The organism is Streptomyces sp. LN549, assembly GCF_043203805.1.
In the GTDB taxonomy this organism is placed as follows: Bacteria; Actinomycetota; Actinomycetes; order Streptomycetales; family Streptomycetaceae; genus Streptomyces.
This window is the reverse complement of the sequence record NZ_JAZHRI010000002.1, coordinates 7,322,837-7,342,228: the sequence shown is the minus strand read 5'-3', so window position 1 is coordinate 7,342,228 and position 19,392 is coordinate 7,322,837. Positions and strand designations below refer to the sequence as shown.

General features: G+C 72.2%; 18 protein-coding genes. 13 read left to right on the top strand and 5 right to left on the bottom strand.

The window, feature by feature from the left end:
* Positions 1-18: 18 nt before the first annotated feature.
* The 3 genes from SH922_RS32795 to SH922_RS32785 form a co-directional block, all read right to left on the bottom strand.
* On the bottom strand, positions 19-939 hold the full coding sequence (locus tag SH922_RS32795) for an alpha/beta fold hydrolase (RefSeq protein WP_393062179.1): 921 nt from the start codon (positions 937-939) through the stop codon (positions 19-21).
* A gap of 205 nt (positions 940-1,144) precedes the next feature.
* Complete coding sequence (locus SH922_RS32790) at positions 1,145-2,392, bottom strand: beta-ketoacyl-[acyl-carrier-protein] synthase family protein (RefSeq protein WP_393062178.1); 1,248 nt, start codon at positions 2,390-2,392, stop codon at positions 1,145-1,147.
* Positions 2,389-2,628 carry an acyl carrier protein gene (locus SH922_RS32785; RefSeq protein ID WP_393062177.1) on the bottom strand — a complete coding sequence of 80 codons (240 nt, stop codon included), beginning with the start codon at positions 2,626-2,628 and terminating at the stop codon, positions 2,389-2,391. Before SH922_RS32785 ends, SH922_RS32790 begins: the two co-directional genes overlap by 4 nt.
* Positions 2,629-2,842: 214 nt before the next feature.
* Here SH922_RS32785 and SH922_RS32780 point away from each other — a divergent pair, with 214 nt between their 5' ends.
* From SH922_RS32780 to SH922_RS32730, 11 genes are all read left to right on the top strand, one after another.
* Entirely contained in the window at positions 2,843-3,304 is a 462-nt protein-coding gene (locus SH922_RS32780) for a nitroreductase family deazaflavin-dependent oxidoreductase (RefSeq protein ID WP_393062176.1), read from the top strand.
* Between the two features lie 47 nt (positions 3,305-3,351).
* Positions 3,352-4,080 carry a nitroreductase family protein gene (locus SH922_RS32775; RefSeq protein WP_393062175.1) on the top strand — a complete coding sequence of 243 codons (729 nt, stop codon included), beginning with the start codon at positions 3,352-3,354 and terminating at the stop codon, positions 4,078-4,080.
* Between the two features lie 225 nt (positions 4,081-4,305).
* Positions 4,306-5,859 carry a peptidoglycan-binding protein gene (locus SH922_RS32770; RefSeq protein ID WP_393062174.1) on the top strand — a complete coding sequence of 518 codons (1,554 nt, stop codon included), beginning with the start codon at positions 4,306-4,308 and terminating at the stop codon, positions 5,857-5,859.
* A 291-nt stretch (positions 5,860-6,150) separates the two neighbouring features.
* On the top strand, positions 6,151-6,828 hold the full coding sequence (locus SH922_RS32765; RefSeq protein ID WP_393062173.1) for an alpha/beta fold hydrolase: 678 nt from the start codon (positions 6,151-6,153) through the stop codon (positions 6,826-6,828).
* Positions 6,829-7,111: 283 nt separating this feature from the next.
* Positions 7,112-8,566 (top strand): MFS transporter, encoded by a 1,455-nt coding sequence (locus tag SH922_RS32760; RefSeq protein WP_393062172.1) that lies wholly within the window; start codon positions 7,112-7,114, stop codon positions 8,564-8,566.
* A gap of 85 nt (positions 8,567-8,651) precedes the next feature.
* Positions 8,652-10,193, top strand: a complete 1,542-nt coding sequence (locus SH922_RS32755) for an FGGY family carbohydrate kinase (protein ID WP_393062171.1) — start codon at positions 8,652-8,654, stop codon at positions 10,191-10,193.
* A 95-nt stretch (positions 10,194-10,288) separates the two neighbouring features.
* Entirely contained in the window at positions 10,289-11,962 is a 1,674-nt protein-coding gene (locus SH922_RS32750; protein WP_393062170.1) for an FAD-dependent oxidoreductase, read from the top strand.
* Complete coding sequence (locus SH922_RS32745; RefSeq protein ID WP_393062169.1) at positions 11,959-13,512, top strand: FAD-binding oxidoreductase; 1,554 nt, start codon at positions 11,959-11,961, stop codon at positions 13,510-13,512. Before SH922_RS32750 ends, SH922_RS32745 begins: the two co-directional genes overlap by 4 nt.
* 43 nt (positions 13,513-13,555) lie before the next feature.
* On the top strand, positions 13,556-14,215 hold the full coding sequence (locus SH922_RS32740; protein ID WP_393062168.1) for a glycerol-3-phosphate responsive antiterminator: 660 nt from the start codon (positions 13,556-13,558) through the stop codon (positions 14,213-14,215).
* 7 nt (positions 14,216-14,222) lie between these two features.
* Entirely contained in the window at positions 14,223-14,525 is a 303-nt protein-coding gene (locus SH922_RS32735; RefSeq protein ID WP_393062167.1) for a putative quinol monooxygenase, read from the top strand.
* Positions 14,522-15,661: a zinc-binding dehydrogenase gene (locus tag SH922_RS32730; protein ID WP_393062166.1), complete on the top strand. Its 1,140-nt coding sequence runs from the start codon at positions 14,522-14,524 to the stop codon at positions 15,659-15,661. The genes SH922_RS32735 and SH922_RS32730 overlap by 4 nt, the downstream gene beginning before the upstream one ends.
* Positions 15,662-15,698: 37 nt before the next feature.
* Here SH922_RS32730 and SH922_RS32725 read toward each other — a convergent pair whose 3' ends face one another.
* Entirely contained in the window at positions 15,699-16,103 is a 405-nt protein-coding gene (locus tag SH922_RS32725) for a nuclear transport factor 2 family protein (RefSeq protein WP_393062165.1), read from the bottom strand.
* Positions 16,104-16,148: 45 nt separating this feature from the next.
* On the bottom strand, positions 16,149-16,727 hold the full coding sequence (locus SH922_RS32720) for a dihydrofolate reductase family protein (protein ID WP_393062164.1): 579 nt from the start codon (positions 16,725-16,727) through the stop codon (positions 16,149-16,151).
* 192 nt (positions 16,728-16,919) lie between these two features.
* Between SH922_RS32720 and SH922_RS32715 the strand changes: the two genes are divergently transcribed.
* Together SH922_RS32715 and SH922_RS32710 are read left to right on the top strand one after the other, a co-directional pair.
* Complete coding sequence (locus tag SH922_RS32715; protein ID WP_393062163.1) at positions 16,920-17,960, top strand: hypothetical protein; 1,041 nt, start codon at positions 16,920-16,922, stop codon at positions 17,958-17,960.
* Positions 17,961-18,112: 152 nt separating this feature from the next.
* Positions 18,113-19,375: an MFS transporter gene (locus tag SH922_RS32710; RefSeq protein WP_393062162.1), complete on the top strand. Its 1,263-nt coding sequence runs from the start codon at positions 18,113-18,115 to the stop codon at positions 19,373-19,375.
* Positions 19,376-19,392: the final 17 nt, after the last annotated feature.

Below are 19,392 nucleotides of genomic sequence, written 5' to 3'. Positions count from 1 at the left end.
TCCCGCCGGTCGGGCAGCTCAGCTGCCCGACCGTGGCAGGACCGGACCTGCCGCGCCCGCACGCGGGCGCGGCAGCGAGGCCAACGCTCGCAGGGCGGGCGCCGCCTCCAGGGGGCGGTCGGTGAAGAAGCGCGCCACCAGGTCCGCCACGTCGTCGGGCCGCTCCAGCACCACCCAGTGGTCGGATTCGCCGATCGTCAGGAAGCGGCTGCCCTCGATCGTCGCCGCGAAGGCGCGCTGCCGTTCGGGCGAGGTCACGGTGTCGTGCTCGCCCGCGAAGACGAGCGCGGGCACCCCGCTCAGCCCGCCGGAGAAGTCCGGCCGGTGGCCCAGCGCCCGGCGCAGCGAGTGCGCCGCGTGCGGCGAATGGGTGAGCGCGTGCACGAACGAACGCCGGACGTAGCGCCGCGCGAGCTCCCTGCGGTGGACCGGGCGCTGCGGGTCCAGGCACATCAGCGCCTCGGCGGTCAGTGTGGCGAGCCCTTCCACGTCCCCCGCCCCCAGCCGGTCGACCGCCCGGCCCCACTGGCTGCGCTGGGCGTCACTGATGTGCGCCGGTACGCCGCCGAGGACCAGCCGGGCGATCCGGCCGGGGTTCTGCCGGGCGCAGCCGAAGGCGATCGACGTGCCGTAGGAGAAGCCGAAGAGGTTGACCCTGGCCACGCCCAGGTCGTCGATGATGGCGGCGACGGCGTCGTACAGGAGTTCGTCGCCGGTGCCTGGCGGCAGCGGATCGGCGCCTCCCATGCCGGGCAGGTCGGCGGTGACGACCGGGGCGTGCGGGCCGAGGTGCTCGTCCATCTGCGGCCAGCCGTACATCCCCTGGAGCGCGCCCCCGAGGACGACGACCGCTTCGGTGCGGGGCGAGGGCTGCGTCAGGGTGCGGTAGCTGTAGCGCAGCCCGTGCACCGACAGGTTCCGGATGATCTCGTCGGGCATGGTCATCGGTCCTTGGTCCTGTCTGGAGTTCCCCGTCGTCCGCGCGGAGCGCGGGCGCAGCGGCGGTCGGTGCGTGCGATCGGTGTGCGGGGTCGCAGGTCATGCGGCGGAGCCACCTGTCCTGCGACCCCGTGCAGCGAGTGTGCGTACCGGGCGTCGGGGCACAGACGGGGAACTCCGGACAGGACCTGGGTCCGCTGCGCGGTCAGGCCCTGGTGAGGACGAGTGCGGCGTTGTGCCCGCCGAAGCCGAGCGAGGTCTTGACGGCGGCGTCGAACACGCCCGGCCGGGCCTCCTTGCTCACCACGTCGACCGGGATCTCCGGGTCGGGGGTGTCGAGGTTGACCGTGGGGGGCACGAGCCGGTGCTGGAGGGCGAGGACGGTCAGCGCGGTCTCGATACCGCCCGCTGCGCCCAGGGTGTGACCCGTCATCGCCTTCGTCGACGTGACGAGGGGGTGTTCGCCCAGGACCCGGCGCAGCATCGTCGCCTCGATCAGGTCGTTCGCCACGGTCGAGGTGCCGTGGGCGTTGACGTGCCCGATGTCCGCGGCCGCCATCCCCGCGTCCGCGAGTGCGGTGCGCAGGGCCCGTTCGATGCCGAGCCCGTCGGGGTCCGGCGCGACGGCGGAGTACGCGTCACTGGAGGCCCCGTAGCCGGCGATGTGGGCGCGGACGGTGGCGCCCCGGGCGGCGGCGTGTTCGGGGCGTTCCAGGACGAGGAGGCCGGCGCCCTCGCCGACGACGAAGCCGTCGCGGTGGGTGTCGAAGGGCCGGCAGGCCGCCTCGGGGTCGTCGCGCCGGGTGGAGACGGCCTTCAGCTGGCAGGCGCTGGCGATCAGCAGCCGGGAGCGGACGGATTCCGCGCCCCCCGCGACGACGATGTCGCAGGCGCCGGTGCGCAGCATCTGGTGGGCGGTGCCGATGGCGACGGTTCCGGAGGAGCAGGCGGTGGAGACGGCCTGGCTCGGGCCGCGTGCGCCGAGGTCGGTGGCGACACTGCTGGCGGCGCCGTTGACGACGGTGAGCGGGGCGAGTTTCGGCGAGACCCGGCGGGCGCCGCGTTCGGTGAGGGCGGTGTGCTGCTCGTCGTAGAAGGGCAGTCCCCCGTGCGCGGAGCCGATGACGACGGCGACGCGGCCGCTGTCCCAGACCGAGGGGTCGAGCCCGGCGTCCGCGACGGCCTCGCGGGCGGCGATGACGGCGAGCTGCGAGAAGCGGTCCATGAGCCGATGGGTGGCGACCCCCAGCACGGTCTTCGTGTCGAGGCCGGTGATGGTGTACATGAAGTCACACGGCAGATCGTGGAGTTCGGGCAGACGCCGCACCGAGGGCGCGTCGGTGGCCTCGGACACCCCGCGCCAGGTGGCGTCGGTGCCCACGCCGGCCGCGGTGACCAGACCGATGCCGGTGACGGCGGCGGCGAACGGCTCGGGGCGGTACGGGGCCGTCATGCCGCGGCCTTGCGGTGCACGTGTACGACGTCGACCAGGTCGCCGACCGTGTCGCGCGAGGTCAGCTGGACGTCGTCCAGGTCGACGCCGAGCCGGTCCTCGATGAGGAGCCGCAGCTCCTCCAGGGCCAGGGAGTCCAGCCTGAGCTGACGGAGCGACGCCTCGGGGCGGATGGCCACCGGGTCGGTTCCGAAGTTCGCCACCAGCAAGGTGCTGATCTCGTCTGCAGTGTTCAAGGGGGCACTCCTCCGCTGTCGTACGCGGTGACGCCTTGCCGCGTGAAGGTGTGAGTGCCATCGGGGGACGCCGGCTGGTCCGGAGGAACCTTTTATACGCCCTGCCGGTGACGGGTCCGGTCCGCGTTCCCCCGTGCGGTGGGGGGCTGTCCAGGTGTGCGAATCCGCCGGGGTGCGACGATGGGGCGGAAGGCCGCGAGAGGGAGAGACCGGTATGGCAGCGGAGAACGGCAACGAGGCGCCGGCAACGGTCAGCCCGAGCACCTGGGTGGCGAAGCAGGCCGAGCTGTACGAGTCGTCGGGCGGCACCGAGGGCACCACGCAGCTCGGCGTCCCCTGTCTGCTGCTCGACTACGTCGGCCGGCGCAGCGGCACGCTGCGACGCACGGTGCTGATGTACGGGCGCGACGGTGACGACTACCTGATCGTGGGGTCGAACGGCGGCTCGGACAGCCATCCGCTCTGGTACCTGAACCTCCGGGCGAACCCGTCCGTCGAACTCCGGGTGGGCCCGGAGCGGTTCCCGGCCGTCGCCGAGAAGCTGTCCGCGGACGAGAAGGAACGGGTCTGGCCGCATCTGGTGGAGGTCTTCCCCCGGTACGCGAAGTACCGGGGCGGTACCGACCGCGACATCCCCGTCGTCCGGCTGCGGCGGACCGCCCAGGCCACGGACTGATCAACGGGACTCCTCGCGGCGGGGCTTCGCCCGTAAACTCCGCGATCATGATGATCGAAACGACTCAGGAAGCCGGAACGGCCGAGGCCGAGGCCCTGTTCTCCACCATGTCCACGATGCGCGCGATGCGCCGTCTCAAGCCGGAGCCCGTGCCGGACGAGACGCTTGAGCAGCTCATACAGGCCGCCGTCTGGGGTCCCAGCGGCGGGAACATGCAGTGTTACGAGTACGTGGTGGTGACGGACCGTGAGGTGATGGCGCGTCTCGCGCCGCTGTGGAAGCGGTGCGTGGACGCGTATCTGGCGACGACCGGGAAGTACGCACCGAAGGGCATGGACGACGCGGCGTACGGCCGGATGGTCGCCGCGATCGAGTACCAGCGCGACCACTTCGCCGACACACCGGCGCTGATCGTGCCCTGCTACAAGTTCCCGGAGCCCCGGATGGACGAGGAGGGCCTGGCCGTCTACGCGCAGGCGCTCGGTCCGGCGGGCGTCGAGCACATGATGACCACTCAGACCCGTTTCCAGGCGCTCGCCGAGGGTTCCTGCGTGTACCCGGGGGTCCAGAACATCCTGCTCGCCGCCCGGGCGCTGGGGCTCGCGGCGAACATCACCATCTGGCACCTGATGCTGGAGCAGGAGTGGAAGGAAGCGCTCGGCATCCCCGAGGACATGGAGACCTTCGCGGCCATTCCCGTCGGATGGCCGCAGGGCAACTTCGGGCCGGTCCGGCGCCGCCCGGTGGCCGACGTCATCCACCGCGACCGCTGGTAGGACCCGCCGTCCGGACCGCGCCGCCACGGCTGGGGTGGCGTGGTTCGGCGCCTGCATCCCACGCACTGTCGTCACAACTCCATTGAGGTGAAAGGAAGTTCGACACGCCGCGATATGATTGTCATGCTCTGAACAGATAGATAGCCTGAGCGGGCTTCGCGGCCCCTCGACCCACCCCACTCGGGCCCGGGGGCCGTTCTTCTCCCCCACAGAGCAGGAGCAGGTATGCCCAGACGCGCCGCCGCCCACACCAAGGCCCGAGCATCCGTGCTGGCGGCCCTCACCGCCACCGTCCTGGCCGCGACCGGCACCCCGGCCCTCGCCTCGACGGACACCGGGCACCCGATGAACCGGGCGTTCGAGCAGGCAGCCGAGACGTTCGACGTCCCCCGCGATCTGCTCGCCGCCGTCGGATACGGCGAGACCCGGCTCGACGGCCACTCCGGCCGCCCCAGCCAGGCCAACGGATACGGCGTCATGCACCTGGTGAGCAACCCCGTGAACCACACGCTGGAGCGGGCCGCCGGCCTCACCGGCGAACCGCCGGCCGAGCTCCGCACCGACACGACGGCCAACATCCTGGGCGGTGCGGCGGTACTGCGCGATTACGCCGACAAGCTCGGGCTCGACGCCCGGGATCGCGACGACCTCGACGCCTGGTACCCGGCCGTCGCCCGGTACAGCGGCAGCGAGGGCCCGGCCGCCGCCCTCTACGCCGACACGGTCTACACCTTCCTCGCCGACGGGCTCGACACCGTGACGCCGGACGGCGAGGCAGTCTCGGTGACCGGCCGTCCGGTGTCGCCGCAGAAGGGCGCGCTCACCGCCGCGGACGCGAGCACCCGGAGCGCCGACTACCCGTCGGCGCTGTGGGTGCCGGCCGACCCGAACAACTTCGCCACGGGCCGGTCGGCGGCGATCGACAAGGTGGTCATCCACGTCACGCAGGGCTCGTACGCGGGCTCGATCAGCTGGTTCCAGGACCCCGCGTCCGAGGTGAGCGCCCACTACGTGGTGCGCTCGTCGGACGGCCAGATCACGCAGATGGTGCGCGACAGCGACACCGCGTACCACGCGCGGAGCGCCAACGCCTCGGCGCTCGGCATCGAGCACGAGGGGTTCATCGACGACCCGTCCTGGTTCACGGACTCGCTGTACCGGTCCTCGGCCGCCCTGACCGCGTACCTGTGCGACCGGTACGGCATCCCGAAGGACCGGGCGCACATCATCGGGCACAGCGAGGCACCGGGCAACGACCACACCGACCCGGGCCCGTACTGGGACTGGACCCGCTACATGGAGCTGGTCGGCGGAAGCACCGGCGGCGGCACCGGCGCCGACGGGCTGAGCTTCACCGCGTACGCGACGCAGCAGAGCGGTTCGACGGGCCCTCAGGTCAAGGCCGTACAGACACTGCTGAACGCGCAGGGCTATCCGGCGGGCGAGGCGGACAGCAGCTTCGGTCCGGCCACGCAGAGTGCCGTGAAGGCGTTCCAGACGGCACGCGGGCTGGATTCCGACGGCATCGTGGGAGCCAGGACCTGGACCGCCCTGCTGTCGGCCGGTGCCACCTCCACGCTCGCCGAGGGCGCCTCGGGCGACGGCGTGAAGCGGCTCCAGCGCTCGCTGACCGCGGCGCTCGGCTCGACGGTCGGTGTCGACGGGAGCTTCGGCCCGGGGACGGCGACCGCGGTGCGCTCCTACCAGACGAGCCGAGGCCTGACGGTCGACGGGATCGTCGGTCCGGGCACCTGGGCGGCGCTTCAGGCGGGCCGCTGACGGAGACGGCTACCAGCGGGGCGGGGCGCACGGCGCACCGCCCCGCCTTTCGCGTGCCACGGCCCACGCGCCGAACGCTTGCGGCCTCGGCACACCGGAACAAACCCGTCGCGCCGGCGTCGGTGCTCCCGTAGGGTTCGCGGGTTGTCGTGGTGGAGAGGCGGTTCGGAACGTGGCACCCAGGGCGGAGACGCGGGAGCAGCCGGCGGGTGCGGCGCGGGCCGCGCTGGGCGGACGGCCGCGACTCAAGGCGGTCGAGCGGATCATGGGTGGCGGCAGGAAGGGGACACGGTGAAGTTCGTCATGGTGCCGGGTGGCTGGCAAGGCGGATGGGCGTTCGACTCGGTGGCCACCGAACTGCGCCGCGCCGGTCACCACGTCGAGGCGGTCACTCCGGCAGGGCTGGAGTCGGACGGCCCTGCCGATCCGTCCCGTCCGCCGAACCTCGACACCCACATTGACCAGGTGGCCGAGATCATTGACCGCAGCGACGGGACGCCCCTCGCACTGTGCGGGCACAGCTACGGCGGGATGGTGATCGCCGGGGTAGCGGACCGGCTCGGCGACCGTCTCGATCAGCTCGTCTTCATCGACGCCTACGTCCCGGACGACGGGGATTCGTGCTGGTCCCTGACCAGCGACGGCTTCCGGGAGTTGTTCATGGCAGGCGTCCGCGCCGACGGCCGTTGGGTCGCGGTCCCTGACGGGCTCGACCCTCGCGCGCGACCGCACCCGCTGGCGAGCTTCGTCCAGTCGGTCAGACTGGGGGCGGGCCCCGGGCACACGCCCGGCCGAACGTTCATCAGTGGTGGCGCGTGGCCGGGCAGCCCGTTCGTGAACCTGACCGAACGGTTGCGCAACGACTCGGGCTGGCGGGTTCACGAGATTCCCGTGGGCCACAACATCGCCCGCCGTGACCCGCACGGCCTCGCGGCCCTCCTCGGAACGTTGGCGCCCGACTTCGCCTGACGCACAGGCGCTCACTCCGCTGTTCCGTCGTCGCCTTCGTCGTCTTTGTCGTCCCCATCCCCGCCGCCGCCCTCGCCCTCGTCACGTTTGGGTAACCTGCCGGAAACCCTTGACGTTTCTCCTGACTCGTTCTTAACCTCCTCGTGTAGTCGCACTTCACGTGCTGCGGCGCTTTCCGCAGTGTTTTGACAGGCACAGACATAGACCACCTGTCGGTGGTTTCGTCATGCCTGTTTTTTTGTGCTCCCCGTGCCGCCGATGGGTCTTCCTCGAAGGCGGATTCATGGCACAACGTCCGAGCGTCAAAGGCGTCGGCGACGTCGTTGCGCTCATCGATGGGCTGGGAAAGATCACCGGCCGGGCGCAAGTCATCTGGTTCCTCGTGTTCGGCGGGCTGTTCCTCGACGCCTACTCGAACGCGGCGCTGAGCGCCGGGCTGGGGCCGATGACGTCCCAGATGGAGCTGACCAGCACGCAGGTCTCGATCCTCACGGCCACCGCTCCGGCCCTGGCGATCATCTTCAACCCGGTCGGCGGCTGGCTCGCCACCCGGATCGGCCGGGTCCCCCCGCTGCTCATCGCCAAGGTCTTCGCCATCGCGGGCGCCCTGCTCGCCGCGTCCGCCGGTGACTTCACCGTCGTCTGGCTCGGCCGGGTCCTGGTGGGTGTCGCCTACGGCATCGACTTCGCCGTCGCCATGGCCCTGCTCGCCGAGTACACCCCCGCCAAGCTCGGCGGCCGGCTGAACCTGTGGCAGGCCGTCTGGTACGTCGCCACCACCAGCAACCTCGCGCTGGCCCTGCTCTTCTTCAACCTGGACGTCGGCGCGGACATCTGGCGCTGGTCGGTCGGCTCGGCCGCCGTCGTCGCCGTCGTCCTGCTCGTGGGCCAGTGGCTGATGCTCAGGGAGAGTCCCACCTGGCTGGCGAGCAAGGGCCGCCTCGACGAGTCCGTCCTCAACCTGGACCGGATCTACGGGATCAAGGCCGTCGCCGGGAAGCCGGACGAGGCGACCCGCGCCGCGACCGCCGCGCCCGCCATCGGCTTCCGCCAGGCCGGGCTGCTGTTCAAGGGCGAGTACCTGCCGCGCACCATCCTCTCCTCGGTCATCTCGCTCGGGCAGTCGATGCAGTACTTCGCGGTCGGCTGGTACCTCCCGCTGATCAGCCTGACGATCTTCGGCGAGAGCTTCGAGAAGGCCACGATCGGCTCGATGGTGTTCAACGCCTTCGGCATCGCGGGCGGGCTGCTGTCCGCGTACTTCGGCCGCCGGCTCGGGCTGCGGCTCAGCTCCGCCGCCGGGTTCGCCGGGGTGTTCGTCGCCCTGATCGCGATGGGGCTGACCTTCGAGAAGGTCCCGACGGCCGTGGCGTTCCTGCTGCCGGTGCTGTTCATCCTCTGCCACTCCGCCGGCCCCGGCGCCAACGGCAAGTCCATCGCCGCGCTCTCGTACAGCAGTGATGTGCGCGCGCTCGGCACCGGTGTGACCGGGATGGTCGGCAGCTTCGGCAGTGTCGCCGGGCTGTATCTCTTCCCGCAGATCAAGGAGTCGCTCGGCCTCGCCGACACCTTCCTGGTGCTCTCCGTCGTTCCGCTGCTCGGCATGATCACCTGTCTGGCCATCAAGTGGGACCCGATGAAGGCCGCTTCCCCCGACGAGGCGGCGGCGCAGCACGCGGCCACGCTCGGCGCGCCGGCCGGTTCGCCGGAATCCGCGGAATCCGCCACCGCGCGCTGACCGTCCGCAGCGCCTGCCGCACCACACGATGGTCCCCCTCCCCCTCTCCGTACAGCTCGCGATGCTCGCAATTGAAAGGGCTGCAATGACGCAGACGCTCCCCGGCGCCTCCCCCCGGCGCGGTGTGCTGGCCATCGACGAGGGCACCACCGGCACCAGGGCCGGAGTCGTCCTCGACTCCGGTGCCGCGCACGAGGTGTTCTACCGCTCGATCGCGGTCAGCCATCCGGACGACCTCTCGGTCGAGCAGGATCCGATGGAGATCTGGACCGGAACCCTCGACGTGGCGCGCCGGGCCGTCGGCGCGGCCCGGGCGGAGGGGATCGAGCTCACCGCCGTCGCCCTCTCCACCCAGCGGGCCACCGCGATGCTCTGGGACCGGGTCACCGGGCAGCCGCTGCTGCCCGCCGTGGTGTGGCAGGACCGGCGGTACGCCGCCGAGCTCACCGCGCACGAGGCGAAGTGGGACGCCGCCCTGCTGGCCCGTCAGGGCCGGCCGGTCGGTGCCCGTGCGCCGTTCCTCTGGGCCGCCCGGCAGATCGCCGCGCACCCCGAGGTGGCCGCCGCCCACCGCGAGGGCCGGCTGCTCTTCGGTACCGTCGACACCTGGCTGATCTGGCGCCTGACCGGTGGCGCCGTGCACGCCACCACCCCGACCAACGCGGCGTCCAGCGGGGGTTACCTGCTGGAGCGGCACGCCTGGGACGAGGAGTGGATCGGCCATCTGGGCTTCCCCCTCGACCTGCTTCCGGAACTCCGCTCGGACGACGCCGGATTCGGCACGACCGACCCGGCCGCCCTCGGCATCGCCGTCCCACTGGCCGCTTCCATGGGCGACCAGCACGCCGCACTGATCGCGCTCGGCGGCCTGGCCGCCGGGCAGGGCATGTGCATGTACGGGACCGGCGCGTTCGTCGACGCGGCGACCGGTACCACGCCCGCCCTGCCCCGGCCGGACATCTCCGGGGTGCTCGCCCAGCCCGGCCGGCGGCAGGGCGACATCAGCCACTACAGCCTGGAGGCCTACACCTCCACGGCGGGTTCGGCGCTGCGCTGGCTCTGCGACGACCTGGGCCTGTTCGCCTCGCCAAAGGAGCTCGGTGAGGAGGCCGGCCGGGTCCCCACCCGGCCGGGCCGCACCCCGCGTTTCGTCCCGGCGCTCGCCGGGGTCCGGACGCCGGTCTGGCACCCGGAGGCCACCGCCTCCCTCACCGGGCTCACCCTCGCCACCACCCGCGCCGATCTGGCCCGGGCCGTGCTCGACGGCATCGCGCACTCGGTGTGCGACCTCGTCGACGGGGTCGCCGCCACGATGGGCGCCCCGTTCACCCGGCTCCGGGTCGGCGGCGGGGTCGCGGGCAGCGACCCGCTCATGCGGATCCAGGCCGACCTGACCGGTCTGCCGCTGGAGCGGGTCGCCGACTCGGCGACCGCCAGCCTGCGCGGCACCGCCTATCTGGCCGGTGTCGCCCAGGGCCTGTGGGGCTCGCTGGAGGAGATCGTCGAGGCGCAGCCGCACGGCCAGGTCTTCGAACCGTCCACCGGTGCGGACGAACGCGCCGCCCAGCGGGCCGCCTGGCGCGAGGTGCTGATCGGCCATCTCCAGGACCCCGCGGACAGCCCCTGACCCCTCACACCCCCCACTGACGGCCCCTCACCGTCAGCAGGCGGCCGGTTTCCCGACCACACGGCCGCCGCACCGAACCACCAGGAGTTGATGTTGTGATCACCATGCCCGCCCGGAAACCGCGGCGCAGCGCCGCGGCCACCCGCCGCACCCCCCTGCTGCTCGACCGCGCGGCAGCCAAGCGGCAGCTGGCCGACGACACGTACGACGTGCTCGTCATAGGCGGCGGCATCACCGGGGCGTACGCCGTGCTGGACGCCGCCTCGCGCGGGCTGCGCGCGGCGCTGGTCGAGAAGGACGACTTCGCCTCCGGCACGTCGTCGAAGTCCTCGAAGATGGTGCACGGCGGTCTGCGCTACATCGAGCAGGGCAACGTCAATCTCGTACGCCACTCGCTCCTGGAGCGGCACCGCTTCCGCAAGAACGCCCCACACCTGGTGCACCGGCTGCCGTTCCTCTTCCCGATCCTGGAGAAGGAGGGCATCTTCGACGCCCGGCTCGCCAAGGGCTTCGAGGGTCTGCTGTGGACGTACGACCTGGTCGGCGGCTGGCGGATCGGCAAGCTGCACCAGCGGCTGACCGTTCCGGAGGTCCTCGCGCAGGCGCCGACGCTGCGCGCCGAGAACCTCCGGGGCGGGCTGATGTACTTCGACGCCCGCACCGACGACGCCCGTCTCGTCCTGACCATCGTGCGGACCGCCGCGGCGCTCGGTGCGACCGTCCTCAACGGGGCGAAGGCCGAGGGCTTGCTGATGCAGGCCGGCAAGGTGGCCGGGGCCCGGGTCGAGGTGGACGGCGACAGCGTCGACATCCGGGCGCGGGCCGTCGTCAACGCCACGGGGGTGTGGACCGACGAGCTGGACGCGAAGGCCGTCGACGGCCACCGGCCGCAGGTGCGCCCGGCCAAGGGCGTGCACATCGTGGTGCCGTGGGACAAGGTGCGGATCAACTGCACGGTCACCGTGCCGATCCCGGGCCGGGCCCGCCGCGCGACGTGCACCCGCTGGGGCAACTCCGTGGTGCTGGGCACCACGGACGAGGACTACCAGGGCTCCCCCGACGACGTGCACTGCACCCGTCAGGAGATGGACTTCCTGCTGGAGGGCGCCAACACCGCCTTCGAGGGGAAGCTCACCCCGGACGACGTGGTCGGGTCCATCGGCGGGCTGCGTCCGCTGGTCGGCGGCAAGGAGGGCGCGACGCTCGACATGCGGCGCGACCACCACATCAGCGTCGGCCGCACCGGCATGGTGACGGTGACCGGCGGCAAGCTCACCACCAGCCGGCACATGGGCGAGCTGGTCATCGACAAGGTGATGACGGTCCTGGGCCGCAAGGGCAGGAGCCGCACCACCGACCTTCCGCTGCTGGGCGGCGCCGGTTACGACGCCGAGGCCGTGGCGGCGTCCGGTGGCATCGCCGCGCACCTGGGCGAGCGCTTCGGCACCGAGGCCCGCTTCGTCGGCGACCTGATCCAGGAGGACCCGACGCTGGCCGAACCGGTCGTCGCGGGGCTCCCTTACACGAAGGCCGAGGTCGTCTACGCGGCGCGCGCCGAACTGGCCCGCTCGGTCGACGACGTCCTCTCCCGCCGGATGCGCGCCCGGCTCTTCGCCCGCGACGCCTCCGCCGATGCGGCGGGTGCCGTCGGCGCGATCCTCGGCCGCGAACTGAACCTCACGGAGGCCGAGGTGGAGCGCTCCGTCTCCGACTACCTCGCGGCCGTCCGTCACGAAAAGTCCGTACTCCTCGAAGGGGCAGCAGCATGATCAGCCGTCAGACCATCACCCATCCGTTCAACCGGGGCAACTACACGATCGGCGCCCCCAGTTTCGCCAAGTGGGCGCAGAACACCCCGATCGGCGACGGCGAGGCCGCGCTCCAGGTCAACCCCGTCGAGGTCCCCGCGTCCGTGGTCGAGGCGCTGCGCGAGGCCGCGCACGCCGTGCACGTGGAGCGCGACGAGGTGGTCACCCGGACCCGTGACTGGTGGGCCGGTTCGATGATCGGTGAGACCGAGGGCCGTCCCGCGACGCCGGACGCCGTGGTCGTCGAGGCGGCCGACGCGGACCAGATCGCGGCCGTGCTGCGGATCTGCCACGAGGCGGGCATCCCGGTCACCCCGTCCGCGGGCCGCTCGAACGTCACGGGGGCCGCGCTGCCCGTGTTCGGCGGCGTCGTCCTGGACGTGTGCGCGCTGAACGAGATCACCGGCTTCGACGCCGAGTCGAACGTGGTGGACGTCCAGGCCGGCATGTTCGGCGACCTCTTCGAGAAGCAGCTCCAGGAGGAGTACGGCGTCACGACCGGCCACTGGCCGTCCGCGTTCGCCGTCTCCACGGTCGGCGGCTGGATCGCCTGCCGCGGCGCCGGTCAGCTCTCGACGCGCTACGGCAAGATCGAGGACATGGTCGTGGGCGTGGACGTGATCCACGCGGACGGCACCCGCGCCACGTACGGCGACTACACCCGTGCCGCCGTCGGCCCGGACCTGCGCCAGCTGTTCATCGGCTCCGAGGGCACCCTCGGCGTCATCGTCGGGGCCCGGCTGCGCGTCCACCCGCTGCCGGAGTACGCGAACGCCGTCGCGTTCGGCTTCGAGACCTTCGCCGAGGGCCTGGACGCCTGCCGCAAGATCATGCAACGCGGTGCGACGCCGGCCGTGCTCCGGCTGTACGACGCCCTGGAGTCGGGCACCCACTTCGGTCATCCGGAGACCAACCTCCTGCTGATCGCCGACGAGGGCGACCCGGCGATCGTGGACGCCTCGATCAAGGTGGCGGCCGAGGTCTGCTCCGCGTACGGCCCCGAGCTGGACTCCGAGGCGGTCTTCGAGCGCTGGCTGGACGAGCGGATGATCGTCGGGAAGTCCGCCGACGGCTTCACGCCCGGCCCCGGCTTCGTCGCCGACACCCTGGAGATGGCGGCCTCCTGGGCCGATCTGCCGGTGATCTACGACGAGGTTGTCGCCGCGATCCAGTCGGTGGAGGGCACACTGGCGGCCTCTGCCCACCAGTCCCACGCGTACACCGACGGTGCCTGCGTGTACTTCTCGCTGCGCGGCGAGGTGGCGCCCGGGGCGCGGCGTGACTGGTACCGCTCGGTGTGGGACGCCGCCAACGCCGTCCTCATCAAGCACGCGGCGGCGCTCAGCCACCACCACGGCTGCGGGCTGCTGCGCGGCCCCTACCTGGAGGAATCCCTGGGTGCGGGCTTCGCGACGTTCGTCGCGGTGAAGGCGGCCCTGGACCCGGCCGGCATTCTCAACCCTGGCAAACTGGGCCTTCCCAGCCGATTCGGTACGTCTCCGCTGAACTGACCCAGCAGCAGCCGCGAACCCCTCTTCCCAGGCAGGCTTTGCCATGACCCCTTCCCCGTCCCGGTCCGGCGCACCGCTCGATCCGCGGCTCACTTCGGCGTTCGCCGAGGTGCCCGTCATCGCGTCGGTCGTCGGCACCCAGCCGCTGCGGCAGTTCCTGACCGCACCGGCCAAGGTGTGCATCCTCGCCTCGTTCGCGGTGGGGCAGCTGCCCCAGGTCGTGCCGGCGCTGGGCCGGGCGGGGAAGCTCGTGTTCGTGAACGTGGACAGCAGCCCCGGTCTCGCGCAGGACCGGGGCGCGCTGGAGTTCATCAGGAACATGGGCGCGCACGGCGTGGTCAGCACCCGGCTCTCGCTCATAGAGAAGGGCCGACCGCTCGGCCTGCTGACGATGATGAAGGTGTTCGTCACCGACCGGTCCAATCTGCGCCGCTCCACGGACGCGATCTCGCGCGGGGCGCCGGACCTGGTCGAAGTCATGCCCGCCCCGATCATCGCCCGGATGAGCGCGCAGGCCCAGCGCGCGATGTCCCCGTCGGTGGCCGCGGGTTTCGTGGAGTGCCCCGCGGACGTGGCGCTCGCGCTGGCCCTCGGGTCGGCCGCGGCCGCCACGTCCGACCCCCGCCTCTGGCATCTGCGCCGCGACCAGCTTCCGCCGGTCCCGCCGGCCGCACTCAAGAGGCCAGTCCCACCCCAGGAGTAGTACCGACGTGACATACGTAGTCGTAGCCCGCTACCGCACGAGGCCCGGCGAGCAGGACACCGTCCTCCCGCTCCTCGACACCATGGCCGCCGCCTCCCGCCAGGAGCCCGGCAACCTCGCCTACCGGGTGCACCAGGGCACCGAGGACCCGCGGGCGATCGTGCTCTACGAGGAGTACGCGACCGAGGCGGACTTCACCACGCACTGCGCGACCCCGCACTTCCAGGAAATCGTGCTCGGCAAGGTCGTCCCGCTCCTGGAGAGCCGCGACGTCCTGCGCTGCGCGCCGCGCGAGGAAGTGACCGCGTGAAGACCCGTGCGGTCGTCCTGCGCGGGATATCGAACGCCCGGCCCTACGCACGGACCCGTCCGGTCGAGGTGGAGGAGCTGAACCTCGGCGCCCCGCGCGAGGGCGAGGTCCTGGTCCGGGTCGCGGCCGCGTCCCTGTGCCACTCGGACCTCTCCGTCGTCAACGGCGACCGGGTCAGGCCGCTGCCGATGGCCCTGGGCCACGAGGCGGTCGGCGTGGTCGAAGGGACCGGACCCGGCGTCCACCGGATCTCCCCCGGTGACCATGTCGCCCTGGTCTTCGTGCCGAGCTGCGGCTTCTGCGCCGACTGTGCGGCGGGCCGCCCGGCCCTGTGCGCGCAGGCCGCCGCGGCGAACGGGTCCGGCGCCCTGCTGCACGGCCCGTCGCTGCTGACCGACGCCTCAGGCGCCACGGTCCACCACCAGCTGGGCGTCTCGGCGTTCTCCTCGTACGCGGTCGTGGCCCAGGAGTCCGTGGTGCCGATCCCCCGCGACATCCCGTTCACCGTGGCCTCGATGTTCGGCTGCGCGGTGCTCACGGGCGCCGGCGCGGTCATCAACACGGCCGCCCTGCGCCCCGGCCAGTCGGCGGTGGTCTACGGACTGGGCGGTGTGGGCCTGTCGGCGGTGCTGGGGGCACGGGCTGCGGGCGCGTACCCGATCGTCGCCGTCGACCCGGTGCCGGAGAAGCGCGCGCTGGCCCTGCGCCTGGGCGCGACGCACACGTACGCCCCCGACGAGGCGCTCGGCGCGATCCGCGAACTGACGTCCGGCGGGGCCGAGGTGGCGGTGGAGGCCGTGGGCAGCCCGAAGGTGATGGCGGAGTGCCTGGCAGCTGTAGCCCGCGGCGGCAAGGTCGTCTCGGTGGGCCTGCCCGCCCCCGACCGCGTCCTGGAGGTCCCGGCCCTGGCCTTCGCGGGCGAGGGCAAGTCCCTGCTGGGCTCGTACATGGGTGACGCGGTCCCGCGACGCGACATCCCGCGGTTCCTGGATCTGTGGCGGGCGGGGCTGATGCCGGTGGAGGAGATGCACACCGGCACGCTCGCGCTGGACGAGGTCAACCACGCGATGGAGGAGCTGGCCTCGGGCCGGGCGATCCGTCAGGTGCTCGACACCTCGGGGCTGCTGGAGGCCTGAGCGCCCTGCCGGAGGCGCCCGCTGACGGGCGGGCGCCTCACGGGGCGCTGAGGGGTGTGCGCCGGGTGATGACCTTGCGGTAGCTGATGCGCCAGCCCCGCTCACCCCGCACGACGGTGTCCTCGTACGTCACGCTGCCGCACGTGCCGTCCGCGTTGACACCGATGCCCTTGGACCGGGCGCCGACCTGCCCGTCACCGAGATCGGTGAGCACGATGTTGGTGACGTGGTGCCCGACCGGGTTGAGCGAGCCCATCGCGAGCGCGGCGTCCCGGAAGGCGTCCACCCCGGTCAGCGAGCCATGGCCGAGGTCCGTGATGTCGTAGACGATGTCGTCGGTGAACAGCTCCTCCAGCCGGTGCAGTTCACCGTCGTCGACCAGGTGCCCGTGCAGGGCGATCAGTTCCATGACCGCCAAGTGGTCCTCGACGCCCAGTGCCATGTGCTTCCTCTCCCCGGTCCGATCCGCGGCCGACGCCCCCGACGGTCAGTCCCGCGACGGTGTTTCGGCACGTTCGTACCGCAGCTCCACGACCCCGTTCCCGAAGGTCCGGGTTCCCGCGAGCCGGAGTGCGGTCACGGCGTCCGTCGACGGGAACATCGGCTTGCCCCGGCCGATCAGGACCGGATGGACGTAGACCCAGTACTCGTCGATCAGGTCGAGCTCCGCGAATGACGCGGCGAGGTCGGCGCCGCCGACCGCCAGGTCGCCGCCAGGCTGTTCCTTCAGCGCCATGACCTCGTCGGCGACGACGTCGTGCACGACGGTGGTGTTCCAGTCCGCCCGCTCCAGCGTCCTGGAGTAGACGTACTTCGGCATGTTCCGCCAGATGACGGCGAACTCGGCCATCGGCCCGGCGTTGGCCGGGTCCTGGTCTGCGGTGGGCCAGAAATCCGCCATCAGCTCATGGACGACCCGTCCGTGGAGGAACCCGCCCATCGTGGCGATCCGCTCGTTGAAGTAGCGGTGGAGTTCGTCGTCGACCCGGTGCCAGCTGATGTCCCGGTCCGGTCCCTCGATGAAGCCGTCGAGGGAGATCGACATGGAATAGATGATCTTTCGCATCGCGCACCTCGCCGTGGAGCATGGGGGACGGGCCTGCGGAACGAAAACGACCATACCCGGCGGCCGGGCGTGGGAGCGGGAACCGGGCGTCGGCGCTTGACGAACGGCGGACGCACCCCGTAGGAGTCGGGGGGAACGGCCCGGGCGCCGACCCGCCGGCCCTCCCCTTTCCCGTTCCTTTGGAGTCCCGTCGTGAGAGTCGGACAGGCACGTGCCGCCGCTGCCAACTGGGTGTCCGCACACGCCCGCTCCGCCCCCGGTTATCGCGGGGCGTACTTCAGCGGGTCGACGGTGGGGCGGCCGGACGACGCCGAGCTGGCACCCTCGTCGGACGTCGACGTCGTGGTCGTCACGGAGGAGGACACCCCACCCGCCAAGCCCGGCAAACTCCGGTACGAGGACGCCTTGCTGGAGATCAGCTACGTGCCGTGGGCCGACCTCCGCGACCCGGACGCCGTGCTCTCCTCGTACCACCTCGCCGGCAGCTTCCGGACGGACGCGGTCATCGACGATCCCACCGGCACGCTGCGCGGCCTGTACGCAGCCGTCTCGCCTCGGTTCGCCGAGCGGAGCCAGGTGCGCCGCCGGTGTCTGGACGCCCGGCACCGCGTCGAGAGCCGTCTCGCCGCGTTCGACACGTCCGTCCCCTTTCACGAGCAGGTGCCGGCCTGGATGTTCCCCACCGGGGTCACCACGCACGTCCTGCTGGTCGCCGCGCTGCGCAACCCCACCGTCCGGCTGCGCTACCGGGCCGCGCGCGACGTCCTCACCACGTACGGGCAGCCGGAGCTGTACCCGGAGCTGCTGGCACTCCTCGGATGCGCCGATGTCTCCGCGCGGCAGGTGCGCCACCATGTGGCCGAACTGACGCGGACGTTCGACGCCACGGTCCCGGTGGCACGCACCCCGTTCTTCTTCAGCAGCGACCTCACCGAGCAGGCGCGCCCCATCGCGGTCGGCGGCAGCCTGGAACTTCTCGACCGGGGCGAGCACCGCGAGGCGGTCTTCTGGATCGTCGCGACGCTCGCCCGCTGCCACACGGTGCTGGCCGTGGACGCCCCCGCGCTGCACGCCGCGCGGCTGCCCGCGTTCGAGGCGGCCGTGGCCGAACTCACCGGGATCACGGGCACCGCGGACATCCTGGCCCGCCGCGAGGAGGTCACCCGGTTCCTGCCCCGGCTGTGGACGGCCGCCGAGGCCATCCTGGCGGCCAATCCGGAGACCACTGGTTAAGGGCTGTCCCCTCTGCTAATTTGCCGGCATGTCATTTCCTCGTGCGTAGGACGCCGTACTGATCGCACCCGCTGTCCCGGGTGCGGCACTCCGGTGTCCCCGCATGCCCGCAGCGCCGCGTTCCCGCGCTGCCCTCACGAGGAATCGTCATCATGCTCACGCCTTCTTCCGCGCCCTCGCGCGCGCCTTCGTACGCCACCGTCCTGCGGACCCCCCATGCCGCGCGCACCTTCGCCGCCGCGCTGCTGGGGCGGCTGTCGTACGGCGTCGTCCCCCTCTCCCTCCTGCTCGCGGTCAAGGACGCCACCGACTCGTACTCCGTCGCCGGAGGCGCCATGGCCCTGTTCGGGGCCGCGAGTGTCTGCCTCTCCCCCGCCCGTGCCGCCCTGATCGACCGGCACGGGCCGCGCCGGGTCCTTCCGCCCATGGCCGGGCTGTACGCGGCGCTGCTCACCATGATCGCCCTGGCCACCTGGCGTCCGGGCGCGCCGCCTCTCGTCCTGGTCGGGCTCGCCGTCACGGCGGGTGCCTGCACTCCGCCGCTGGGTCCGGTCATGCGGACGCTGTGGAGCGGTCTCGTCCCGGACCGGGAGCTGCTCCAGCGCGCGTACAGCCTGGACGGAGTCGCCGAGGAACTGCTCTACGTCACCGGTCCGTTGCTGGTCGGTGTGATCGTGCGGGCCGGCCGGCCCGCGGCCGGTGTGCTGGCCGGCGCCGTGCTGGTGTTCGTGGGTGCGGTGGCACTGGTGTCGTCGCCGGCGGTGTCCCGCGAGCGCAAGGCGCAGGCTCCGGCCGACGCGCCCACCGCGCCCCGGCTTCGGCTGCACGGCGTCGCCGCCCTGCGCCACGCGGTCCTGGTGACGGCCGCCGTGGGGCTGTGTCTCGGAGCGCTCGATCTGCTGGTGGTGGCGTTCACCGAGCGGCTCCACCAGGCGGCGACGGTGTCGTGGGTGCTGGCCGCCCTCTCGGCCGGCAGCGCCGTCGGCGGTCTGGCCTACGGGGCGGTCCGGTGGAAGTCCTCGAGCCGGGTGCGGCTGCCGGTGGTGGCCGCTGCACTGGGCGCGGCGCTGCTGGTGGCCGGGGTGTCGCCCCGTCTGTACGTGCTGATCGCCGTCGTCGCGGTCGCCGGGCTCTTCGTCGCCCCGGCGCTCACGACCGCGTATCTGATCGCCGACGAGTCCGTGGACGCCGACCGGCGCACCCAGGCGGGCGCCTGGGTCAACACCGCGTTCAACGCCGGGTCCTCGGGCGGCACCGCCGTGGTCGGTCTGCTCGTGGACCGGCTGCCGCTCGCCCTGTGCTTCGCGCTCGCGGCGGCCCCGGCGCTGGTGTGCGCGGCGGTGGTGGCGCGCGCCGGGGCCCGTCGCTCCCGGGCGGCGGGAGCGGCGGCCCCCGGCGCGGTCAGCGGATCTTGATCATCGGAAGAGCGCGA